Origin of the sequence: Paenibacillus sp. J22TS3 (genome assembly GCF_018403205.1) — a bacterium.
Classification (GTDB): domain Bacteria; phylum Bacillota; class Bacilli; order Paenibacillales; family Paenibacillaceae; genus Fontibacillus; species Fontibacillus tuaregi.
In genome coordinates this window covers 96,089-117,140 of record NZ_BOSF01000008.1, presented here as the reverse complement: position 1 = coordinate 117,140, position 21,052 = coordinate 96,089, and the positions used below count along the sequence as shown (strand labels likewise).

General features: G+C 50.3%; 19 protein-coding genes. 5 read left to right on the top strand and 14 right to left on the bottom strand.

Going from position 1 to position 21,052, the window contains the following annotated elements:
- Positions 1–127 precede the first annotated feature (127 nt).
- The 3 genes from KJS63_RS21780 to KJS63_RS21770 all read left to right on the top strand — a co-directional run bounded on the left by KJS63_RS21780 (position 128) and on the right by KJS63_RS21770 (position 2,363).
- Positions 128–745 carry a pyridoxamine 5'-phosphate oxidase family protein gene (locus tag KJS63_RS21780; protein WP_213621043.1) on the top strand — a complete coding sequence of 206 codons (618 nt, stop codon included), beginning with the start codon at positions 128–130 and terminating at the stop codon, positions 743–745.
- 102 nt (positions 746–847) lie between these two features.
- Positions 848–2,149 carry an aminotransferase class I/II-fold pyridoxal phosphate-dependent enzyme gene (locus KJS63_RS21775; protein ID WP_213621042.1) on the top strand — a complete coding sequence of 434 codons (1,302 nt, stop codon included), beginning with the start codon at positions 848–850 and terminating at the stop codon, positions 2,147–2,149.
- Between the two features lie 88 nt (positions 2,150–2,237).
- A complete protein-coding gene (locus KJS63_RS21770) occupies positions 2,238–2,363 on the top strand; it encodes a YjcZ family sporulation protein (RefSeq protein ID WP_213621041.1) in 126 nt (41 codons plus the stop codon).
- An 88-nt stretch (positions 2,364–2,451) separates the two neighbouring features.
- On the opposite strand, the gene KJS63_RS21765 is transcribed toward KJS63_RS21770, so the two are convergent.
- From KJS63_RS21765 to KJS63_RS21740, 6 genes are all read right to left on the bottom strand, one after another.
- Entirely contained in the window at positions 2,452–3,675 is a 1,224-nt protein-coding gene (locus tag KJS63_RS21765) for an ABC transporter permease (protein WP_213621040.1), read from the bottom strand.
- A gap of 4 nt (positions 3,676–3,679) precedes the next feature.
- The gene (locus KJS63_RS21760) at positions 3,680–4,429 is read right to left on the bottom strand and encodes an ABC transporter ATP-binding protein (RefSeq protein ID WP_213621039.1); all 750 of its coding nucleotides are present in this window, start codon (positions 4,427–4,429) and stop codon (positions 3,680–3,682) included.
- A gap of 57 nt (positions 4,430–4,486) precedes the next feature.
- Positions 4,487–5,860 (bottom strand): DEAD/DEAH box helicase, encoded by a 1,374-nt coding sequence (locus KJS63_RS21755; protein ID WP_213621038.1) that lies wholly within the window; start codon positions 5,858–5,860, stop codon positions 4,487–4,489.
- Between the two features lie 111 nt (positions 5,861–5,971).
- The gene (locus KJS63_RS21750; RefSeq protein WP_213621037.1) at positions 5,972–7,216 is read right to left on the bottom strand and encodes an erythromycin esterase family protein; all 1,245 of its coding nucleotides are present in this window, start codon (positions 7,214–7,216) and stop codon (positions 5,972–5,974) included.
- A 198-nt stretch (positions 7,217–7,414) separates the two neighbouring features.
- Positions 7,415–8,188, bottom strand: coding sequence for an SDR family NAD(P)-dependent oxidoreductase (locus KJS63_RS21745; RefSeq protein ID WP_213621036.1), 774 nt, complete (start codon positions 8,186–8,188; stop codon positions 7,415–7,417).
- 83 nt (positions 8,189–8,271) lie between these two features.
- Positions 8,272–8,730 (bottom strand): chemotaxis protein CheX, encoded by a 459-nt coding sequence (locus KJS63_RS21740; protein WP_068620076.1) that lies wholly within the window; start codon positions 8,728–8,730, stop codon positions 8,272–8,274.
- A 239-nt stretch (positions 8,731–8,969) separates the two neighbouring features.
- Between KJS63_RS21740 and KJS63_RS21735 the strand changes: the two genes are divergently transcribed.
- Together KJS63_RS21735 and KJS63_RS21730 are read left to right on the top strand one after the other, a co-directional pair.
- Positions 8,970–9,872: a LysR family transcriptional regulator gene (locus tag KJS63_RS21735; RefSeq protein WP_068620077.1), complete on the top strand. Its 903-nt coding sequence runs from the start codon at positions 8,970–8,972 to the stop codon at positions 9,870–9,872.
- Between the two features lie 36 nt (positions 9,873–9,908).
- Positions 9,909–10,718, top strand: a complete 810-nt coding sequence (locus tag KJS63_RS21730; protein ID WP_213621035.1) for a histidinol-phosphatase — start codon at positions 9,909–9,911, stop codon at positions 10,716–10,718.
- 256 nt (positions 10,719–10,974) lie between these two features.
- Here KJS63_RS21730 and KJS63_RS21725 read toward each other — a convergent pair whose 3' ends face one another.
- From KJS63_RS21725 to KJS63_RS21690, 8 genes are all read right to left on the bottom strand, one after another.
- A complete protein-coding gene (locus KJS63_RS21725; protein ID WP_213621034.1) occupies positions 10,975–11,529 on the bottom strand; it encodes a GNAT family N-acetyltransferase in 555 nt (184 codons plus the stop codon).
- 21 nt (positions 11,530–11,550) lie between these two features.
- Positions 11,551–12,246, bottom strand: a complete 696-nt coding sequence (locus KJS63_RS21720; RefSeq protein WP_213621033.1) for a potassium channel family protein — start codon at positions 12,244–12,246, stop codon at positions 11,551–11,553.
- Positions 12,247–12,320: 74 nt separating this feature from the next.
- Positions 12,321–13,838 carry a stalk domain-containing protein gene (locus KJS63_RS21715; RefSeq protein WP_213621032.1) on the bottom strand — a complete coding sequence of 506 codons (1,518 nt, stop codon included), beginning with the start codon at positions 13,836–13,838 and terminating at the stop codon, positions 12,321–12,323.
- A 28-nt stretch (positions 13,839–13,866) separates the two neighbouring features.
- Positions 13,867–15,753: a FecR domain-containing protein gene (locus KJS63_RS21710; RefSeq protein ID WP_244862729.1), complete on the bottom strand. Its 1,887-nt coding sequence runs from the start codon at positions 15,751–15,753 to the stop codon at positions 13,867–13,869.
- A 5-nt stretch (positions 15,754–15,758) separates the two neighbouring features.
- Positions 15,759–17,519 carry a CHASE2 domain-containing protein gene (locus KJS63_RS21705; protein WP_213621030.1) on the bottom strand — a complete coding sequence of 587 codons (1,761 nt, stop codon included), beginning with the start codon at positions 17,517–17,519 and terminating at the stop codon, positions 15,759–15,761.
- Positions 17,520–17,764: 245 nt separating this feature from the next.
- Complete coding sequence (sdhB, locus tag KJS63_RS21700; RefSeq protein WP_068620084.1) at positions 17,765–18,526, bottom strand: succinate dehydrogenase iron-sulfur subunit; 762 nt, start codon at positions 18,524–18,526, stop codon at positions 17,765–17,767.
- 18 nt (positions 18,527–18,544) lie between these two features.
- Entirely contained in the window at positions 18,545–20,287 is a 1,743-nt protein-coding gene (gene sdhA / locus KJS63_RS21695) for a succinate dehydrogenase flavoprotein subunit (protein WP_213621029.1), read from the bottom strand.
- 20 nt (positions 20,288–20,307) lie between these two features.
- Positions 20,308–20,979, bottom strand: a complete 672-nt coding sequence (locus tag KJS63_RS21690) for a succinate dehydrogenase cytochrome b558 subunit (protein WP_068620086.1) — start codon at positions 20,977–20,979, stop codon at positions 20,308–20,310.
- Positions 20,980–21,052: the final 73 nt, after the last annotated feature.

The following is a 21,052-nucleotide window of genomic DNA, read 5'->3' as shown; positions in this document are numbered from 1 at the left end:
TGGACTAATAAAATTAATCTAAATTGGTTCTTTTTATATGTCAATTCCCGTTTTATGCTGATAATCACAATTTGCTGTCAGCTTCTATATGCTTTCGGTGGTATATCACGAAGGGGGATTTCTAAGGATGAGACGGAAAGAGTTTGCAGTACATGAACAGCAGGAAATCGAACAATTCCTGCATGAACAAAGTTATGGCTTCCTGGGCACGGTGGGAGAGGATGGCTGGAGCCGGGTTACCCCGCTTAATTTTGTATATGGACATGAAGTGTTCTATTTCCACGGAAGCCTCGCCGGCGAGAAGATGAAACACATGAAATCAGACAACCGGGTCAGCTTCACCGTAGCGGAAGAGTATTCCTTGATTCCTTCTTATTTCTTTGATCCGGATCTGGCCTGCCCGGCTACCGCCTTCTTCAAAAGCGTAATGGTTAAAGGAAGAGCCGAGAAGGTCACAGATCTGACCGAAAAGGCGGCTGCCCTTAATCTATTTATGCAGAAGCTTCAGCCAGAAGGTGGCTACCTTACAATTGATGCCGCGAATCCCGAATACACGGGGAATCTTAAGGCTGTCTCCGTCGTCAAGATCATTCCTGAGCAGATGACGGCTAAATTCAAATTCGGCCAGAATATGAAAGGAGAGCGGCGCGCGGGTGTAATTTCCGGGCTGGAGGACCGCAACCAGGGCAAGGACTCAGAAACTATCCGGCTGATGTCACAGTATTGCCCTTTTCATACCGATTGAGAAGGTTTTTGACCGTGACGGTTCCCTGGGAGAATGTTATAATGTTAGGCAGTAAAAAACGGATACCAAGGGATCCTAAAAGACTGGAAGGATGAACGAGAGATGAACCCACTTGCCGAACAGTTAAATGAGAATATCAAAGCTGGAAATGCCAATGTGTACGAGGTGCTCTCCACGCTTGGAAGAGAGATCTACTTCCCTAAAGAGGGGATTCTGAGCCAATCGGCGGAAGCAACGGCCCACGCGAAGAAGTTCAATGCCACCATTGGAATTGCTACTGAGAATGGGGGACCAATGCACCTGTCCGTATTCCAGGACTCGCTGTCCGCTTTTAACCCGAAGGACTTGTACCCCTATGCTCCGCCTGCGGGCAAGCCTGAGCTCCGGTCAGCATGGCGTGCCAAGATGCTTCAGGAGAATCCGTCTCTTGAAGGGAAGAGCTATGGCAATCCGGTTGTCACTAACGCCCTAACTCATGGCCTTAGCGTTGTGGCAGATCTGTTCGTTAATGAAGGAGACGCGGTCATTTACCCGGATAAGAACTGGGAGAACTACGAACTTACCTTCGGTATCCGCCGTCACGGCAAGATCGTGAACTTCCCGCTCTTCACCGAACAGATGACCTTCAACAGCGCAGGGCTCCGGGAAGCGCTGCTTGCCCAGAAGGATAAAGGCAAAGCCGTGGTCATTCTAAATTTCCCGAACAACCCGACCGGTTACACGCCTGGGGAAGCTGAAGGCAAAGAAATTGTGGCTGCCCTATACGAAGCTGCGGAAGCTGGAATTAACGTTGTGGTTGTAACGGACGATGCCTATTTCGGTCTCTTCTTTGAGGATTCCATGCACGAATCACTGTTCGGTCAATTGGCAGGGCTTCATCCCCGTATCCTCCCTGTTAAAGTCGACGGGGCTACCAAGGAAGAGTATGTCTGGGGCTTCCGCGTGGGCTTTATTACTTTTGCCAGCGAGAATCAGGAGGTTCTGTCCGCTCTTGAGCAAAAGACGCTTGGAATTATTCGTGCCACGATCTCAAGCGGAGCCCATCCTTCCCAGACCTTTGTGCTGGAGGCGCTCAAATCTCCTGATTTCGGCAAGCAAAAGGAAGAAAAGTTTGTAATCATGAAGGGCCGGGCCAACAAAGTGAAATCGCTGCTCGACAGCGGCAAGTACGCGGACGCATGGGATTACTATCCTTTCAACTCCGGATATTTCATGTGTCTTAAGCTTAAAGATGTGCCGGCTGAGGCCCTGCGCCAGCATCTGATTCATCAATATGGCGTAGGAACCATCGCGCTCGGCGATCATGATCTGCGCGTGGCGTTCTCCTGCATCGCGGAAGAGAATCTGGAAGAATTGTACGACCTCATCTATCAGGGCGTTCAGGATTTGAGGGAACAATCTTAAGCGGTCTAGACCTTTACCCAAGCACCGCTCCTATCCCTGTCATACAATACCATGTACCTAATCACAGACGGGAAAGGGGAATATACACATGGGTGAAGTTAGTGACAACAGAGGAGGATACGGCGGCGGTATCGGAGGTGCATTTACAAGCACAGGTGCAATCCTTGTATTGTTCATCCTGCTTGTAATCGTCAGCCGTACCATCCTTTACTAATCTGTTGATTTAAGAAAAAGGCTACCTGAGCAGTCAGTTGCTCAGGTAGCCTTTTAAATTGTGTTCCGTGTTTGGGGCTTGCCCTCAATCAATCCTCGTCCTCATCCTCTTCTTTCTTCCACGTTCGCGCAAACCGGCTCCGAAGCAGGAATACAAGCACAATCCCCACAGCAAGGCTTGCCAGAACAATGGTAAGCTGGGCCATACCCAACACAAGCATCGGGAGCCACATCAGGATAGCCAGTGCCAATCCAATCCCGAACATTAAACGAAGAGCCGCCTCGATAGAGGCACCTGGTGGAATTGGATAGAAGGAAGCTGCCGGAGAATCCCTGTGCATCTTCCGGAGTGTACTGAGCTGCATACAGGACGCAAATAACAGGAACAAGTAAATCGCGGGTCCCCATAAGCTTCCTCCTGTCCACCACACAAGCAGCATGCCTAGCAGAGCCAGGCGAACCATAATCCCAAGCAGTTCACTTCGGACAAAAGATTTGATCAGCAAGTAACGAAAGGCGTCCTTTTGCCCCCAAGGCACACGGTTCCCGGTTCCCGATAGCCACCTGCGGGGGTATACCCGCTGTCCGTCTGCCGGAATATCCACAAACCAGCCCAGAACCAGGCTGACTCTTGAAGCTTGAGTCCTCTCTGTGGCAATCAGCGTCTCCCAAGGGACTTGATGTTTGATAGCCATACGAAGCGACAGCACGTAATTTATTCCCACCAACAAAGTGAATATCATACTTCTCAGCGGCGGCTGCCAGAGCCATGCCGCCAGCATCAGAATCACCAGGGACCAGCGCAAGAGACGGTATCCGCTCCTCGCTTTGACCGAAACCATCCGCAGTTCCTGCCATCCCCCGTAAGAACTGATGATTTTCAGCACGGCCAGCACAATGATCATCAGCCATAGAGGTTTAGGCTCCGGACTGCTGCGGACATAGAGCGGCCAAGCAGCCAACAGCAGAATGAACAAGCCGATCAGCTTGTACGTCACCCCACTCCGGAAGGCCGGAATGAAATACGGCTTCATTCGATATTCCTGCGGCAGCAGAAAGCTCACATCGGCAGGCTGCATATAGGTTCTGAAGCTTGCAGCTATCGTAAGTGGGCTCAGAATGAGAAGCATAATCCAGTGAATCGGAAGCTCTGGCGGGATATGCTTAAGGAACGACGTATACCAGGCCGAGAAAGCAATGAACAATATAAACAGCAGGACCGCAACCCCGCTCTGCATAATATAAGGAAAGTACGGTACGATCTTCCCCCAGAAGGAAGCTTTACGGCGGCTGCGCAGAGTTCCAAGTTCCATGGGATTATACGCCGCCTTTCACAAGCGCATAGAAAATATTTTCGAGCGATTCCCCCGGCAGCCCCGCCTGCTGTGCGATTTCATTCAGTGTCCCCTGGGCAATTACAACTCCGCGGTGAAGGACAATGAACCGGTCACAATAATTCTCAATAGTGGACAGAATGTGGGAGCTCAGCAGAATGGATGCTCCGCCCATTTTCATCTCCATCATGAAATCCAGAAGCGACCGGATTCCGAGAGGATCGAGCCCTAAGAATGGCTCATCAATAATATATAACGGCGGGCGGGCGACAAATGCGCTCATAATCATCACTTTCTGCTTCATTCCTTTGGAGAGATGCATGGACAGACTGTCCGCCCTCTCCTTCATATGGAACAGATCAAGCAGCCGTTCCGAACGTTCGCGGTAAGCCTCCGGTTCAACCCCGTAGGCACGGGCGGTGAACTCCAAATGCTCGCGAACGGTTAACTCCTCGTACAGAAGCGGGGATTCCGGCACAAAGGCAAGTGAGGACTGATAGCTGTGAGGTTCCTCATTCTTGGTCTTCCCGTTTACCACCACGGCCCCTTTATGAGGGGTCATCAGACCCAAGATATGCTTCATTGTTGTGCTTTTTCCGGCTCCGTTCAATCCGATCAGCCCAACCATTTCTCCGGCTCCGACCTCGAAGTTAATATCATGAAGCACCGGCTTGCCGAGGCTGTAGCCTCCGCTTAGCTCTTCAATCTGCAGTACGGGCACTGTTTGCTCCATAACCTTTTCCCCCTTTACCGATTAATGACGTGCTCGTGCTAAATATTAATACTCCCTTTAGGAACGGGGATTTTGTTTATCTTTGAGCCACTTTGGAGCCCCTTTGTTCTTGCGATCCCGGTGCCGGTCAGCCTTACGTTCACCCGATGGCGTCTCGCTGCTTCGGCCCCGTCCTGGACTCTGGCTCTGAGCGCTGCCTCCCCCCGCTCCAACAGCAGGCTTAGTGTTTCCTCTGCTTGGACGGGGAGACCCCTGAGCTGGTCTTCTTGAGCCTTCTCCTGTACGGGCAGGGGCAGAAGGGTCTACGAGCCGGCCTCCATAGAGCGCCTGCTGAAGGAACTTGATGCCAAGCTCTTTTGAGAATTTGCGGATAATAAATTCCTCGCGCGGCGTTATGATGGAGACTGCGGTTCCTCTGCGGCCCATCCGCCCGGTACGTCCTGAACGGTGAACATAATGCTCAGAGTCAATCGGAGGATCGTAATTGATGATTAAAGTTAAATCTTCAATATCGAGGCCCCGTGCGGCCACATCACTGGCGATGAGCAGCTGTATGCTGCCTTCCCGGAACCGGCGCAGCACCAAGCTGCGGGTTGTCTTATCCGCATCCCCATACAGGGCCTGGGCACTCAGGCCGACAAAGTTCATCTTCGCCTCAACCTCACCGATATCCTGGGTGTTATTTACAAAGACAATCACCTTCGGAGCATTGTACGTCCGGACAATCCGGCGCAGCACATCAATCTTGTCCCGCTCCTCCGTTACAAAATAAACATGCTCCAGCGTCTTGGAGGTACGCTGTTCCGGTTCAATCCCGACTTCCACCGGCTCTCTCATCTCCCGGTAGGCAAGCGTCTTAATTTCCGGGCTTACGGTTGCTGACAGAAACAGCAGCTGGCGGTCCCGCAGGGCGGCACGGATAATGTGCTCCACATCACCTGCTCCACCTAGCTGGAAGACCTGATCAACCTCATCGACGACCAAGGTTTTGACTTGGTGCATCTTCAGCTTCTTGATGGCCAGCAATTCCTTGATCCGTCCGGGCGTTCCTACGATAAGCTGAGGGTGGAGCTTTAGTCTCTCAATCTGGCGTCCGATGGCTGCTCCCCCGATTAAAGCCTGGGGGCTGATTCCAAGTGGTTCCCCATAACGCTGGCTCTCCCGCAAGATTTGCATAGCGAGCTCTTGGGTCGGAGCCAGAATTACAGCCTGGACCGACTTAGCGGCAGGGTCAATCCGCTGCAGAATAGGCAGCAGATATGCCAGCGTCTTGCCTGTTCCGGTCTGGGACTGGGCCAGCACATCCTTGCCTTCAAGAACCACAGGGATGGTCTGGGCTTGGACCGGTGAAGGCTCCGAAATCCCGAATTCGGCAAGAATGGATGTCAAAGCTTCCTCGATGCCGATAGAAGCAAATGTATTTATAGTCATGTAGTTTATCATCCTTTATCGTTGATGTCGTGCAAGCAGCCGCACTCACTGAAATGCGCGATATTTCCATTATATGCGAAACCCTTGATACCAACAAATGAAACCCCGCCATCACTCCAAGTATTTAGGCGGTCTCACATTGTTCACCACAATTACTGCGTCATACTGCTCCTTCAGGCGGATATAATAAGGACTTCTTCCCCAATCCAGATTGATGCAATAATTATAGATCCATTCATTCCCTTTATTTTTGATTTGATGTCTGCTGAGATCCAAGAAGGCACAGCGGTGCCCGAGGTTACCTACAATGGATTCTACACTCCCCTCGGGTGCCTCTGTTATTTCATATACCTCTCTTGTATTCGACGCCGCTGTTCCTCCCCGCATGTATTGCCCTATAGTGTACGTCTGCCCACGCAGACGTTCAGGAAGAAGGGATCCCATGGAGATGAAGCCGAACCAGCTCTTCATATTTTTGGAGATATGGCCATTGTGACCCCAAACGATGAATTTATGCTCCGGATATAAAACCTCAGCAAGCCACACCAGATTGTCAGCCATACAGCGGTCTCGTCTGCGTATATATTGCCGGGAGCTGCCCGAAAGCATTTTTATAAAATAAATCCGGTTATACATGCTCCTATGCACAAGATGGTACATTTCATTACCTGCATTCCGGATCAATATTTGTTCATGCGTCTCCAACAAGGCAAGCCCTTGCTGATAGATCTCAATAAACTCGGATTTACGGGCTTTAAAGTCCCGTTTTACAGCTTTGGAGTTAGCCCCACCCAAATGAAGCTGCCGCTGGATTTCACTATAACAGGTCAAGAGGTCTTTCTCCGTATGCTCAAAGCGCTCCACAAAACCCCTATCCAGCTCAGTGAGCACGGAAGAGACAACCTGAGGCAGCAGACCGTGCTCCGAGGAGGGCTGCGGGTCCATTCCGGCCAGAATCAAGGACTTCTGATCACCAGAATGGACAATTTGTTCGAACAGCGGGATTAATTCTTCGCTTCTCCATACTTTGAATATCGATTTCCTCATGATGTCGGCAGGGGAGCCCCCCGGCTCCATTCCTGCAAGTCCGCAATCCGCTAATCCGCTCTCAAACACTACTACATTAAAGCCCATTCTCTCGTGTAAATAGCGGATCAATCTGATCCGAATCTCGTTGTGCTCAGCAATCCCATGCCCATTCTCTCCAAGAAGCACAATCCGCTTATCGCCAACATAGTCCTCTAGAAAATCCAGATCCGTGTCACGATCAGAATGGAGCCCAATTGGCCTGACATTCTTGCTGGCCCATTCCAGCCAGGCAGGCTTTTCTTTTATTTCTAAAGTCTTCAGACTCACGTTATTCCTCCCGGTTTCTAAATAATAAACTCCTTATATGTATATACGGGTTAGGACTAAACATGGTTGTACGAACCGCATCCCTACATGGCTGTGTTTGCCGCTTCCAGTCTGTTTATTTCAAAGCGTTACGCCAGCAATAAAAAAATCTTCCGCCCCTTAATATAGAGAAACGAAAGACCTATTTGCAGCTTATATTTATTTCTTATTCAGCATTCTTGAGCTTAGCTTATCCGCAAGCCTCGGGAACAGCTGATAGAACCTGATTCCAATTCCCGCGGCCCAAGGAAGATCTATTTCAGCTTTCCTTCTCTCGATGACAGAGACAATTGCCGCGGCCACCTTCTCCGGCTTCATCATAAACCAACCGATATTCTTCACATACTCGCCGCCTGGATCAGCAAGCTGGAAGAACGGAGTGTCGATCGGACCGGGATTCACCGCAGACACCGTGATCCCGTACTCCTTCACTTCCGGCCTCAGGGCATTGGTGAACCCGAGCACGGCATGCTTTGTAGCTGTGTAGGCCGTAGACTTCGAGGTCCCGATCTTGCCCGCCATGGAAGCAACATTCACAATCTGACCTGATCCGGCCTTCATCATATGAGGCAGGACCGACTTCGTACAGCGCACGATACCCATGTAGTTCACATTCATCATGTCCGCGAATTCGCCAAGCGGCATATCCTTGCAGTACTCAAATTTGCCGTAACCCGCATTGTTAAGCAGGACATCGATCCGGCCATAGGTTCCGATAATACTGTCCATCACTCTGGTGACATCATCATCCTGGCTGACATCCATGGGGATTACCGCATGCGGCCCTTTCAGCGCTGAACCCACATTCTGAAGCTTGTCCACGGAACGGGCCGTCAGAATGACCACCGCCCCCCGCGCGGACAGCATTTGTGCGGTTAAAGCCCCTATGCCGCTGGAAGCCCCTGTGACTACAACTATCTTATCTTTGAGCAAATCACCCGCATCCTTTCCCCAGTCGGCGGTCTATAGCGCTCATGGAACCCCCTGTTCCATCCGCCGCCGTAGCTGGTTCTATTCTACGAGATCATTACCTGAATATCCAGTTCGCCCACTCCATTAATGGTAAGCGGTATAAATAGTGCCTTGGCTGCTGAGCTGTCTTCTCTATTCTGTGACTTGATCACCCTAGGCGGAGTAATGTCTACCGTAAAGCCTTGGTTAGACAGAATGGTACTAGCATTGCCGCTGATCATGTTACCGAGCTCCGAAATGGCACTTGTCCCCATTTCATCCATCTCAGTGATCACAAATCCGCCCATCATAAGAGAGACGATTCTTAAAGCGACATCCTCTTGCAATCCGAAGACTACATTGCCGCTAAGCTGTCCCGTCATGCCAACCTGAATCCAAATGTGATTATCAACATGAACAACATCCTTGATTCCCAGACTTCCTGCGGAAGGTGAAATTTGAATGACCTGTTCAATAACAAGCTTCGCGGATTCTAAAAAAGGATTGATCACTTCTGCCTTCACGTAAATGCGCCCCTTTGCTCTGGGAAGTCCTGCTTTATTATTATACTTTATTCCTAAAAATAAATCATTAAAAAATCACAATTCCAGGAACTCTGCTCCTTAAGTAACCCTGGTCTCTTACTGGATACCCAGCCTGTATGTGCATTGCCCTGATGAACCGAATCGCCTATAATGATAGGAAAAGTCTGCAATTCTCTGATACGGATAAGCAAGTGCAGTGAGCATTAAGGAGGAGTACGATGAACATAAGTCAATTGGAGACGCTCATCACCATCTCCAAAACAAAAAGTTTCCGGAAAGCGGGGGAACTGCTGAATCTGACCCAGCCGGCTGTATCCGCACAAATAAAAAGCCTTGAAGAAGAATTCAAAACCGTACTGGTCGACCGAAACCAGCCAGTAACCTTGACTGACCGGGGTCAGGTCTTTCTACAGCACTCGGAACGGATTATGGATATCGTGGAAGAGTTGAAGCAAAAGCTGTCCGATATGGAACATACTCCTCAGGGACATATTGTGCTGGGTACAACCACTTCGATTGCCATTCAGATTCTGCCGCGCATCCTCTCTTACTTTCAAGATCAGTTTCCATTGATCAAAACGACGATTCAATCCATGCCATCTTCTCAAATCTATCAGAATGTAGAGAACGGACTCGTGGATGTGGGGATTGGATATCTGATTGAACGCAATCCCCAAATCCATGCCTCTGCTCTGTACTACGATACATTTGAGCTGGTTGTATCCCCTCTTCATCCATTGGCAAAGGCAAGGAACCCTGTCCTTCAGGATCTGCAAGGCGTTCCCCTGATCCTTTTATCACCGGACACTGTCGGAAGAAAGTTTGTGGAAGATGTATTCAAGCAGCATCAGATTGAGCCCAACGTCGTCATGGAGCTTTCCAGCAGTGAAGAGGTGAAGCGTATGGTTGAAATCAATCTGGGCGCTGCCATCATTTCCAAACAATCCATTTCCCGAGAGCTCCGTCTGGGCACCTTGAAGATTGTTCCAATTATTGAGCTTGAGGTGACCCATCCAGTTGGCGTTATTTACAAATCCAGCCGATATATCAACTCGGCCATGCAGCAGTTCCTGAACGATTTGAAAGGAATGCCCGAGACCCATTTCATCAGCTCGGAATAGCCTACATTTCTGCGTACTGAAAGGAGCCTACACGCAATGAAATTCGATCTGCACACCCATCATTTTCGGTGCGGTCACGCTGACGGAAATATTCGGGATTACATTGAAGCCGGCCTCGCCGCAGGCCTTCAGGTCATTGGAATCAGTGACCATACACCTTATTTCGGAAGCCCGGAAGAGCAGCCCTTCCCCCGTATTGCTATGGCTAAGAAGGATTTCGCCGGTTATGTGGACGAAGTATTGCGCCTCAAGGATGAATATGCGGGGAAGATTGACGTTCTCCTGGGTATTGAATCCGACTTTTTTCCTGAACATGCCGAAGTATACCGGGAAGTACTTAATTCCTATCCGTTTGATTATATTATCGGTTCAGTGCACAGCACATTTAATAGCAGCATATTTAACAAGACCCGCTGGAAGGGTCTTACAGACCAACAGCGGATTGAACACAAGGAAGAGTACTACAGCTTGATCCGCCAGTCCGCCCGCAGCGGAATGTTTCAGATTCTCGGCCATATCGATGCCATGAAGGGGAATTATCCGGCTTTCTCCGATATCCCGGCAGAATCCGCAATTGAAGAGACACTCCGGACGATTGCCGAGTGCCGTGTCGCGATTGAGATCAATACCTCAGGGAAAACCAAACTCAGCGGTGGATGGTATCCATCCGACGCAATTCTTGAACGCGCCTTGTTCTATGGCGTTGAAGTCACATTTGGTTCGGACGCTCACAAGCCGTTCCGGGTAGGGGATGAGTGGGATGCCGTAGCCAAACGGCTCAAGGAGATTGGATTCACGGAGTGGGTATATTTTAAAAACAAACAAAAGATTTCTGTTCGGCTGTAACCTCAGCTACCAGAGATCAGTCTTTAGAGCCCTTCTCTTAATTCGAGAGGGGCTCTTCATTTATAAGGGCTATCGGCAGAAAATTCATAAAAGTCAATCCATGTGCAAAAAAAAGAGAACCCTTAGAGTTCCGACTCACCGGGTTCCAAAACCATTTAATATATTCAAAAGGGGGTCATGTTCTTATCTTAACCCGTTACTGTTAGGGTTTAATAACAGCAATATTTCAATTGTGTAACAAAGGATAAACGCTGTGTTAAAGATCAGCCTCAAGCACAAATGTGATCAGGCCCGGAAGCTGACGTGTGTACACCGATTCTGCTGAATCGTGGGGATCCCGGACCAATCCGCACTTAAGCATCACCTTCCGCGAGGCATGGTTGTCTTCCTCACATCTCCCCCGGATCTGTCTCAAACCCAGCTCGTTCAGTCCAAAATCAACCATCGCTTTGACGGCTTCTGTCGCGATGCCTGTATTCCAGCAGGATGGGGATACACAATAACCGATCATGGCCGTCCCCTTCTTCTCGTCCCATCTTTGAAGAGAACAGAGACCCATCACCGTGTCATCCCCTTGCCTGGTTATCACGAAATGCAGTGCGCTTAAAGTACGGTTCGCCTCTTCAAAATGACGGTACAATCTTGAAGGGAACAGCGCAGTCGAGGTATGAATACCTAAATGGGGATAGACAGCTGGGTCTGTAATTAAACTGTACAGGTCCATCTCGTCCTTGGGGAGTATGCCCCGAAGAATAAGGCGCTTGGTTTCAATTACTGGATAGCCCGAACGCAACTGATCTTTACTTAACATAGAGCCTCACTAAGACAGGCATTAAATTTCTTCAATCCCATCGTCATCTTCTTTTCCTCCATCATTTTCTACAGGGTCATGGGTAGGGCCCCCCAGCGGGCTGCCAAGCGGTTCCTCTTTAAAAATTTGCCGGAACACTCCGATCATCGAGAGCGCATAGGCCACGGTTACAAAGCTGAATAACACTTCCATCACCACAACGAGACGGGCTGTGTTATCGATCGGTCTGATATCCCCGTAACCCACCGTCGCAAAAGTGGCTACACTGAAATACAAGAAAGATATCAGCTGCGAGAGAAGGTCCTTACCAATATTATCGCCTAAAAACGAGCTTTCTCCAAATATTTTGAAGATAGAGGTGTACACTACTGTAAAAAATAAGATGCACGTAACCGTGGCCCCGAATATCCGGATGACCGTAGACTTAAGCTGCACTTCCTTGTTCACGGACTGCGCTATTTTAGTAAAGATAAACGTAATATAGAAGATCACCGAGAACAGAACAAACAGCAGGATAATAGCCCGCAGTGCAGCCCTGGATTCCAGGACACTGGTAAAATCGATAAGATCCAATAAATCCTCCAAAGACAGCGCAATATAGATAATCAGCGGGGCGAGCAGAATAACCCTTCCCGTAATCCGCTGATCCATCCGGTAAAATATATACGCCAAAAGCAAAAGCCCAACCACATCGAGCCACAGTATAACTGCTTGCATAAGAAAACCTCCGCATTCAGGATCTCAAACATGAGAATCATTACCCTGAAGCGGAGGTGATTGTATCACGCCCCCTAAACCTTCCAGCTTTTGATGACCAGCGCATTGCTGTCACGGTCATAAACAACCTGCATCCCGAGTACGGACCGCAGGTATTCCGCTTCGACATATACAGTCCCACTCTTGGAAAAGATGCCTGGCTTGCCCAGCCTGAGCTTGCAAGACCAGGTCCCCTTGGATACCGTGACTTCCTGCTCTGCCGGAGTCCACTTCACCCCAGCTCCCCATCCGGTGAAGAGCTGGCGCACCGGAACATAGACAGCAGTACTTGTAACGAACACGCTCGCTCCTCCATCCATTTGGAGATGAGCTCCGTCCATCCATACCTGAACATCAGGGCCGGGCGGTAGAAGATCGAGTTCATCCAGCAGGTCCATATCACTTTGCGCAGGCTGCAGATGAAGCGGATCTGCCTCCAACGCCTTGACCGAGTGGTTCAGTGAATCTGTGATATAGAGTGTCCCGGAGGAAAAGGCTATACCCGTCGGTTCGTTAAAGTTGGCTTCGGGTACAGGCCGGATCGAATCTCCGGGTGTGCCCTTTCCTGCGACTGTAATGACGTGGCCATCCGTTCTGACAGCCCGGATGCGGTGGTTTAAGCTGTCGGCAATGAACAATGTCCCCTTGGCATAAGCCAGCCCTCTTGGCCGGTTGAAGCCCGCCTGCTCCCTATTCCCGTCAGCATACCGGCCCGGCACATAACCGGTCTGGGGATCAATGGTACCTGGCTTCCCGGCATAAGTGGTTACTGTGCCAGAGTGGATGAAGCGGATCAGCTGGTTTCCGCTGTCTGCCACATACAATCCCCCGTTACCGTCAAAGGCGAGTCCCATAGGCTCATTGAAGCGCGCCTTGGAAGTGATCCCGTCGAGATAGCCGCCGGATTCATCATGGAGACCAGCATACGTGCTTACAGTGCCGCCTGGAGTAACCTTCCGGATAACATGATTCAGCGTATCGGCAACATACAGATTGTCTCCGCTGTCAACGGCAAGTCCGGCCGGCGCATTGAACGCTGCCTGCTCATCCTTGCCGTCTTTGTAACCAGCTGTTCCACTTCCGGCAAGGGTATACACCCTGCCCGCCTTGATTTTTCGGATAACATGGTTATCCGTATCACTGATATATACCGTACCTTTGCTGTCCACAGCGGTGTAGGTCGGGCGGTTGAATAGAGCCTTGTCTACGGGACCGTCGTAATAGCCGCTATCTATGTGATTCTCTGTTGATGCCGAAGCCGGAGCCGCATCTGAAGGTCCAGCCAGAACCGTCAGCTTACCTGCAGACCACAGAGTCAAACGGCCTCTGACGGAGTCAGTGATAACAAGGCTTCCATTACTTAATACAGATATTCCTGAAGGAAGAGCTATCCCGCTCATAACCAGTCTTACCGCGGGAACAGAGCCTGGCTTCGCATTTGCTTCTGATCCTGCCGATACGCTATTTGAGGCTTCAGCTGCGTGCACTGGACCAAGAACCAGCGCCGCGCACAATAAAGCGCCTGTTAGAACACTTACAAGTTTCTTTTTCATATCATCCTCCGACATAACAAACTCAGGGCTATGGTGTTGGTTTCTTAAATGTAACTTTAAGTTCATAGCTGCTCAGGCTTCCATCCTCATTCTTGAGTGGAATGGTTAGGAGAAATTGTTGTGCAGTTCTGTTATTAAGCATGGCAGTGAAAATCGCGCTGAATTTAAGGCTTATGAAATTGGGGTTCGTATTGATGATCGTATAATCGTAACCCGGTGACGGCGGCATGGATAAAGATCCATCCAAAGCTTCCAATTTTAGGTCACCCAAATTGAGGCCGTAGTTATACACATCCAGAGTAACCGTCTGATCCTGGGCACCAGCTGCTGGAATCAGAAGGGTATCCGTGTCCACATGCGGCTCCCTGGTAAATCTGACTTGGACCTGCTCATCCTGGTCCTGAATAGTATCCGCCTTGATATGCTTGATGCTGTTGGCTTTTATCATCAGGGTATTGACTTCGCCAAATCCCAATCTGCTGTTCAAATGAACCGTGACTTGATTCCCTGTTATACTTACGCCCTGAACATGCCCACTGAAATCTATGGCCTTAACCTGCTCTACAGGATCTGCCGAGATAAACGCCACCGGCTCAGTATAAGGGATAATAACGGTTTGTCTGTCTGGAATATACTTGTCTGGATTGCTATTGAACTCGGCCATATCCACCTTCGGAACCGGAGCCGCTTCGGCCTTTAGCGACACAGCCAGCACATGCCCATGGTCGAATTTAAGTGACAGATTTAGCGATTTTCCGGCTGACTTGAGATACTCTTTCTTAATTACAACCGTCATCGCTGCACTCGCATTTCCATTCACGTCTTTAATCTCATAGTCTTCACCGGACTTTAACTCTTCATTGCCGCCCGAGGTTCTAAGGATACCCAGCAGCTTGTTCCTCGCCAGATTCACCTTGATCTCGACATCTACAATTCGATCTGGATCCCAATCGTACTTCTTCGGTTGTTCAATAAGGGAAGGCGGCTGAGTAACTGGATCAGGAGGTATAGTACCTCCTCCGCCATTGCCTGGGTTAGGGTTCCCTCCGCTGCCACCGCCGTTATTCGGGTTTCCAGGCGGCTGGCCCGGAATAGATGGGCTGCCAGGATTTCCGGAAGAACCGCCGGACACCTCCCCACTTGAAGAGCCCGCCCCTTCAAAGATAGCCATTTTCTCAGCTTGTGCCGTTGGCTCACCCTTGGATTTGGACCGCGCAAGCTCGATTTGCTTATCTACCTGCTGTATCCATGCCAGGTCCACACTTGGCCCTGACTCCCCGGCTGACAATTCTCGCCTATACTTCTCAAGGGCGAAGAGCGGCAGCTCAGCAAGACTCAGCTTCTCTACCTGTCCCTTACCAGACTGATCGAGCTTTAGCTGTTCCTGCGGGCTTACATAATGAGAAACAATCCGGTCGCCGCCAGCTACCGACACTTTGCCTTCAAGCACGCCGATGTAAGTGTTCTGGTGTTCGTAGCCTACAATGAACTCCGTTCCCATCACACCCATGATTGCAGTCGGAGTCTGAACCTCGAAGCGGGAGTCGCCTTTCAGCTTTTTCTTAATCTTAATCATAATCTGCCCACCGCCCAGGCTAAGACTTGTCTTGCCCTCAGCAGCGTTGACACTTTGGACGAGCTGACTAATCTTCAGCGTTGTTCCGGGACCGATAACGACTTCTTTATCGCTGTCCAAATCCAAATCCACTTGCCCGTCTTTGCCGGTGAGGAGGACATCCCCTTGTGAGACAGCCATGCCCTTAAAGGCCCCAAATTTCTTCTCCCCACCGCTCTTCTTAATCTCTGCTTTACCGCTGACCGCCGTGATCTTCCCAGCTTTGACTGTATCTTTAGCAGATGCGCTGGCAGGCATAATCATAATAGCCACAAGCAGAACTGATAATAACACCTTCATTATTTTCAACGAAGACCCTCCAACTCATAAATCTGAAGTCTTTGCTCCTTGCCCTTCACCTTGATTTCACCGAGGCCAGCAGCGTGAACCCGATCCCGCACAGCTTGATAGGTAGTTTCACTGAGCAGAATTTGTCCCGGCTCTGCCGCTCCTTCAAGCCTGGCAGCTGTATTCACACTGTCCCCTATAGCGGTATAATCCATCCGGGTCTTGGACCCAATATTTCCAAACACCGCAGGCCCGGTATGAACCCCAATCCCGAACTGTATACTGAAACCATACTTGCTGATCAGCTTATCCCGGAGCCCCGCTGCCTTTTCCTTCATCATCCAGGCCGCGCGGACCGCTCTCATCGCATGATCCTCCTGTTCCAGAGGTGCATTAAAAATCGCCATTGCCGCATCACCAATGAACTTATCCAAAGTCCCATCCTGCTCAAAAATACAATTCGCCGTTAAATCAAGATACTCATTCAGCACTTCCACAATGTCTTCCGGCTCCGCCCGTTCGGACAGGGGAGTGAATCCCCGGATATCGACGAACAATACCGTGAGAATACGGCGGCTGCCGCCAAGCTTTAAGCCTTCTTCCCCATTCTGCAGAATCTGCTTCACAACCTGCGGCGCAACATAACGGCCAAAAATATGAGTAACCCGCTTACGCTCAAGCCTCTCCTGAATATATTTAAAGCCTACCGCACATATCAAACTGACAATAAGGTAGACCATCAGATATCCGACTGAGACAATCACCCCCTGGGCATACAGTAACTTGCCGGCATATAGGATAGCTGCCAAGGCAGCTGTCACAGCACCGAGCGAGATGGCCGGATGAGCTCTGCTGAACAAAATACAACTGCACACGGCAAAGATCAGAAGCAGGGCGGCGTCCCATTTCCAATCCAATTCAGTTTTTAGCTTCCCATCCAGAAGGGCCTGAATAATGTTAGCGTGTATCTCCACACCGTACATATGAAGCTTGGGGGCAAGCGGAGTTGCGTAATCATCCTTGAAACCTGCTGCATAAGGACCAATCAATACAATCCGGTCTTTGAAATAGTCAGGAGGAACCTCACCGTGAATTACTGAGGCATAAGGAATTACCTCATAATCACCCGGTCTTCCCGTGTACGGAATATGAAATCTTCCGAATGGATCCAGCGGCAGGATGCCCTCATCTGCTTGCTGTCCTTCATGCCGCATGTACATCCGGTAGATCTCCCACGCGAAACTGCTTTGAACTTTTCCCTGGTAGGTGAATTGATACAGCGACTTGCGGACCACCTGATCATTGTCATAAACCGCATTGATGTGCCCAAGTGCGGCCGCAGCCTGTCCAAGCGAGGGAAAAGGGGCTGACATATTCTGTGCCTCCGGTATGCCCCTCTTGGCAGATGAGGCGAACTGCCCAAACGTGGGCATAACCACGTTGCCAGATTTCCTCACAGATTTCACCAGCTGCTCATCCCCAGAGGGGTCCCTGGCATTCTCTGCAAAGGTCACGTCAAATGCAATAACCGCGGGCTTGCCTTGAGACAACGTATCAATGAGCTGGGCGTGAACACTGCGGTTCCACGGCCACTGCCCCAGCTCATGAAGGCTTTGGTCATCCATACCGATAATAACAATTCGGGTATCGGTGCTTCCACGCTGCTGCATGATCTTGTCCTGAACATAATTATCAACGGGAGCCAGAGCGCCCTGAGCCATCAACAGCAAAACCACCAAAGTCAAGGCGGTCAACAGATGGGCCAGCTTTAACCTCAAGGTATGATCCCCCTATCACAAGCATTTTCTCTCCTGGGAGTACGTATGTATTTCTTACTTCCACCTAAAGGCATACCTTTTATTTATATCGGAATTAACTGGAAAATCTTAAATACCCGGCATGCTGCCCGCACAATAGCAATCTGTCAGCCCTCATCACATAACTAAAGTGTCCGCATCTCCCTAATTGAGCACAAAAATAGCGGCACAGGAGCTTCCCCTGTACCGCTATAATTCTCTTATTCTTATACGCTGAGCCAGCGTTTGAACATGTGTTTGGTTGTCTGTTTGTTCATTTCCGCAATGGAAGTTGTAAGCGGAATGCCCTTCGGACAGGAACGCACACAGTTCTGCGAGTTCCCGCAGCCCTCAATGCCGCCATCCTCCATCAACGCTTCAAGACGCTCTTCCTTGTTCATCTCACCCGTTGGGTGAGCATTGAACAAACGAACCTGCGAGATCGCAGCCGGACCGATAAAGTTCGTCTTCTCATTTACGTTCGGGCAAGCTTCAAGACATACGCCGCAAGTCATACACTTGGACAGCTCGTATGCCCATTGCCGCTTCTTCTCAGGCATCCGCGGCCCTGGTCCGAGATCATAAGTTCCGTCAATCGGAATCCATGCCTTCACACGTTTTAAGGCATTGAACATCCGGCTGCGGTCAATAACCAGGTCGCGAACGACCGGGAAGGTCTTCATAGGTTCAACCCGGATCGGCTGTTCCAGCTTGTCAATCAGCGCCGCACAAGCTTGGCGCGGCTTGCCGTTGATCACCATGGAGCAGGCACCGCACACTTCTTCCAGACAGTTGGATTCCCAACATACCGGGGTCGTCTGCTTCCCGCTGTTGTTCACCGGGTTACGCTGAATTTCCATCAGCGCACTAATTACGTTCATGCCAGGACGGTACGGTAACTCGAACTCCTCGGTGTAGGAAGCCGAGTCCGGCTGATCTTGGCGTGTGATTATAAACTTCACTTTTTTTGCTGCTGTTGTCTGCGCCATCGCCTATTTCCCCTCCTATTAATCCTTAGAATAGTCTCGAACGCGCGGCGGGATTAAGGAGACATCCACGTCTTCATAAGAGATTTGCGGTCCTTCCGGCGTCCATGCAGCTTTCGTAGTCTTCAAGAATTCCTCGTCGTTACGATTAGGGAAATCCGGCTTGTAATGTGCACCGCGGCTCTCGTTGCGCAGGAGCGCTCCAAGTGTCATAGCCTCGGCCAGCTCAAGCATGTTCCACAGCTGACGGGTAAACGCCGCTCCGCTGTTGTTCCAGTTGGAAACATCATTGATGTTAATGTTCTTATAGCGTTCTTTCAGTTCCTTGATCTTATTGATTGTAGCTTCCAGCTTGCTGTTGTAGCGTACAACCGTCATATTATCGGTCATCCACTCGCCAAGCTCTTTATGAATGACATAAGCGTTCTCTGAACCGCTCATGCCAAGTATCTTCTTGTATTTGTCTTCCTGCTGCTTCTTGACGCCGTCGTATACCGAAGGACTTACATCCTCGGCGGACTTCTTCAGCCCGCGGATATATTCAACGGCCTTCGGTCCGGCCTGCATCCCGCCAAAGATCGCGGACACAAGTGAGTTCGCCCCCAGACGGTTGGCCCCGTGGTACTGATACTCACATTCACCAGCTGCGAACAGGCCTGGAATGTTTGTCATTTGGTTGTAATCGACCCACATGCCGCCCATGGAATAGTGGACCGCAGGGAAGATCTTCATCGGAATCTTACGCGGATCATCACCCATGAATTTCTCATAGATTTCAATGATACCGCCGAGCTTAACATCAAGCTCCTTCGGGTCTTTGTGGGAAAGGTCAAGATATACCATGTTCTCGCCGTTAATTCCAAGCTTCTCGTCCACACAGACGTGGAAGATCTCACGGGTCGCGATATCACGCGGAACCAGGTTTCCGTAAGCCGGATATTTTTCCTCAAGGAAATACCAAGGCTTCCCGTCTTTGTAAGTCCAGATACGTCCGCCCTCACCACGTGCGGATTCGGACATCAGGCGAAGCTTGTCATCCCCTGGAATCGCCGTCGGGTGAATCTGAATGAATTCACCGTTCGCATAATACACGCCCTGCTGGTATACAGCACTCGCTGCCGTACCCGTATTGATAACAGAGTTCGTGGTTTTACCAAAGATAATCCCGGGACCACCGGTTGCCAGAATCACCGCATCCGACATAAAGGTCTTAATCTCCATGGAGCGGAGATCCTGTGCGCAAATCCCCCGGCATACGCCTTCATCATCAATGACAGCCGAAAGGAACTCCCAGTTCTCATGCTTCGTTACGAGACCAGCGGCTTCATAACGGCGCACCTGCTCATCGAGGGCGTACAGCAGCTGCTGTCCGGTAGTAGCGCCCGCAAATGCTGTACGGTGGCGCTTCGTTCCCCCGAACCGGCGGAAATCAAGCAGACCTTCCGGTGTCCGGTTGAACATTACACCCATCCGGTCCATCAAGTGGATAATGCCAGGCGCGGCTTCGCACATCGCCTTAACCGGCGGCTGATTCGCCAGAAAGTCACCGCCATACACGGTGTCATCAAAGTGCTCCCAAGGCGAGTCACCCTCCCCTTTGGTATTTACCGCTCCGTTAATTCCACCTTGTGCGCAGACGGAGTGTGACCGTTTGACGGGTACAAGCGAGAACAGAGTTACATGAACGCCTGCTTCCGCCGCTTTAATGGTAGCCATCAAGCCGGCAAGACCGCCGCCGACAATGACAATACTTTGTTTAGCCATAATCTATCGTCACTCCTTATTTATCCGATGAATGTTCTCAGGGTCTGAAGCATAGCTTCGCCGCCCGCCTGGAATTCCGCATTACGGAATGCAAAGAGCGACCATACGAACATAATTGATACGATCACAAACAGACCCATGCAGATCTTGGAAGACACACGCTGGGCACGAGGTCCAACGGTTACCCCCCAGCTGACAAGGAAAGACCACAGGCCGTTGGCAAAGTGGAACGATGCAGACAAAACACCAATTACATACAAAATAAAGAATACCGGGTTAAGCACAATGTCGTGCATAACACTTCCGAGCTGTTCGTGAGTCACATTTCCGACCGCCACCTGAAAGCGGGTCTCGTAAAGATGCCAAATGACAAATACTAGAACAATGACACCCGTCACACGCTGAAGAAGATAACGCAGGTTCCGTTCGTTCCGGAATCTTCCGTTATTTGGCTTCGCTTGAAACGCAATGTAAAGCCCGTAGACCGCATGATACAATAGCGGCAGGAAAATACCAAAAATCTCAAGAATCAACACGAGTGGCAGCCCGTTCAGGAAAGCAACACTATCCTTGAACCCCTGCGCCCCGCCCTCTACAGCGGAGAAATTTGTAAGCATGTGTTCCAGAATGAAGAATCCTAACGGAATGACACCCAGCAGCGAGTGCAGTTTTCTGGAATAAAACCCTTTCATAATTGCGCGTACCCCTTTCCGGTATCCATCGTTGTCCGTTCATGGCGCATGTTCATCATGCCCTCTGGCCGGT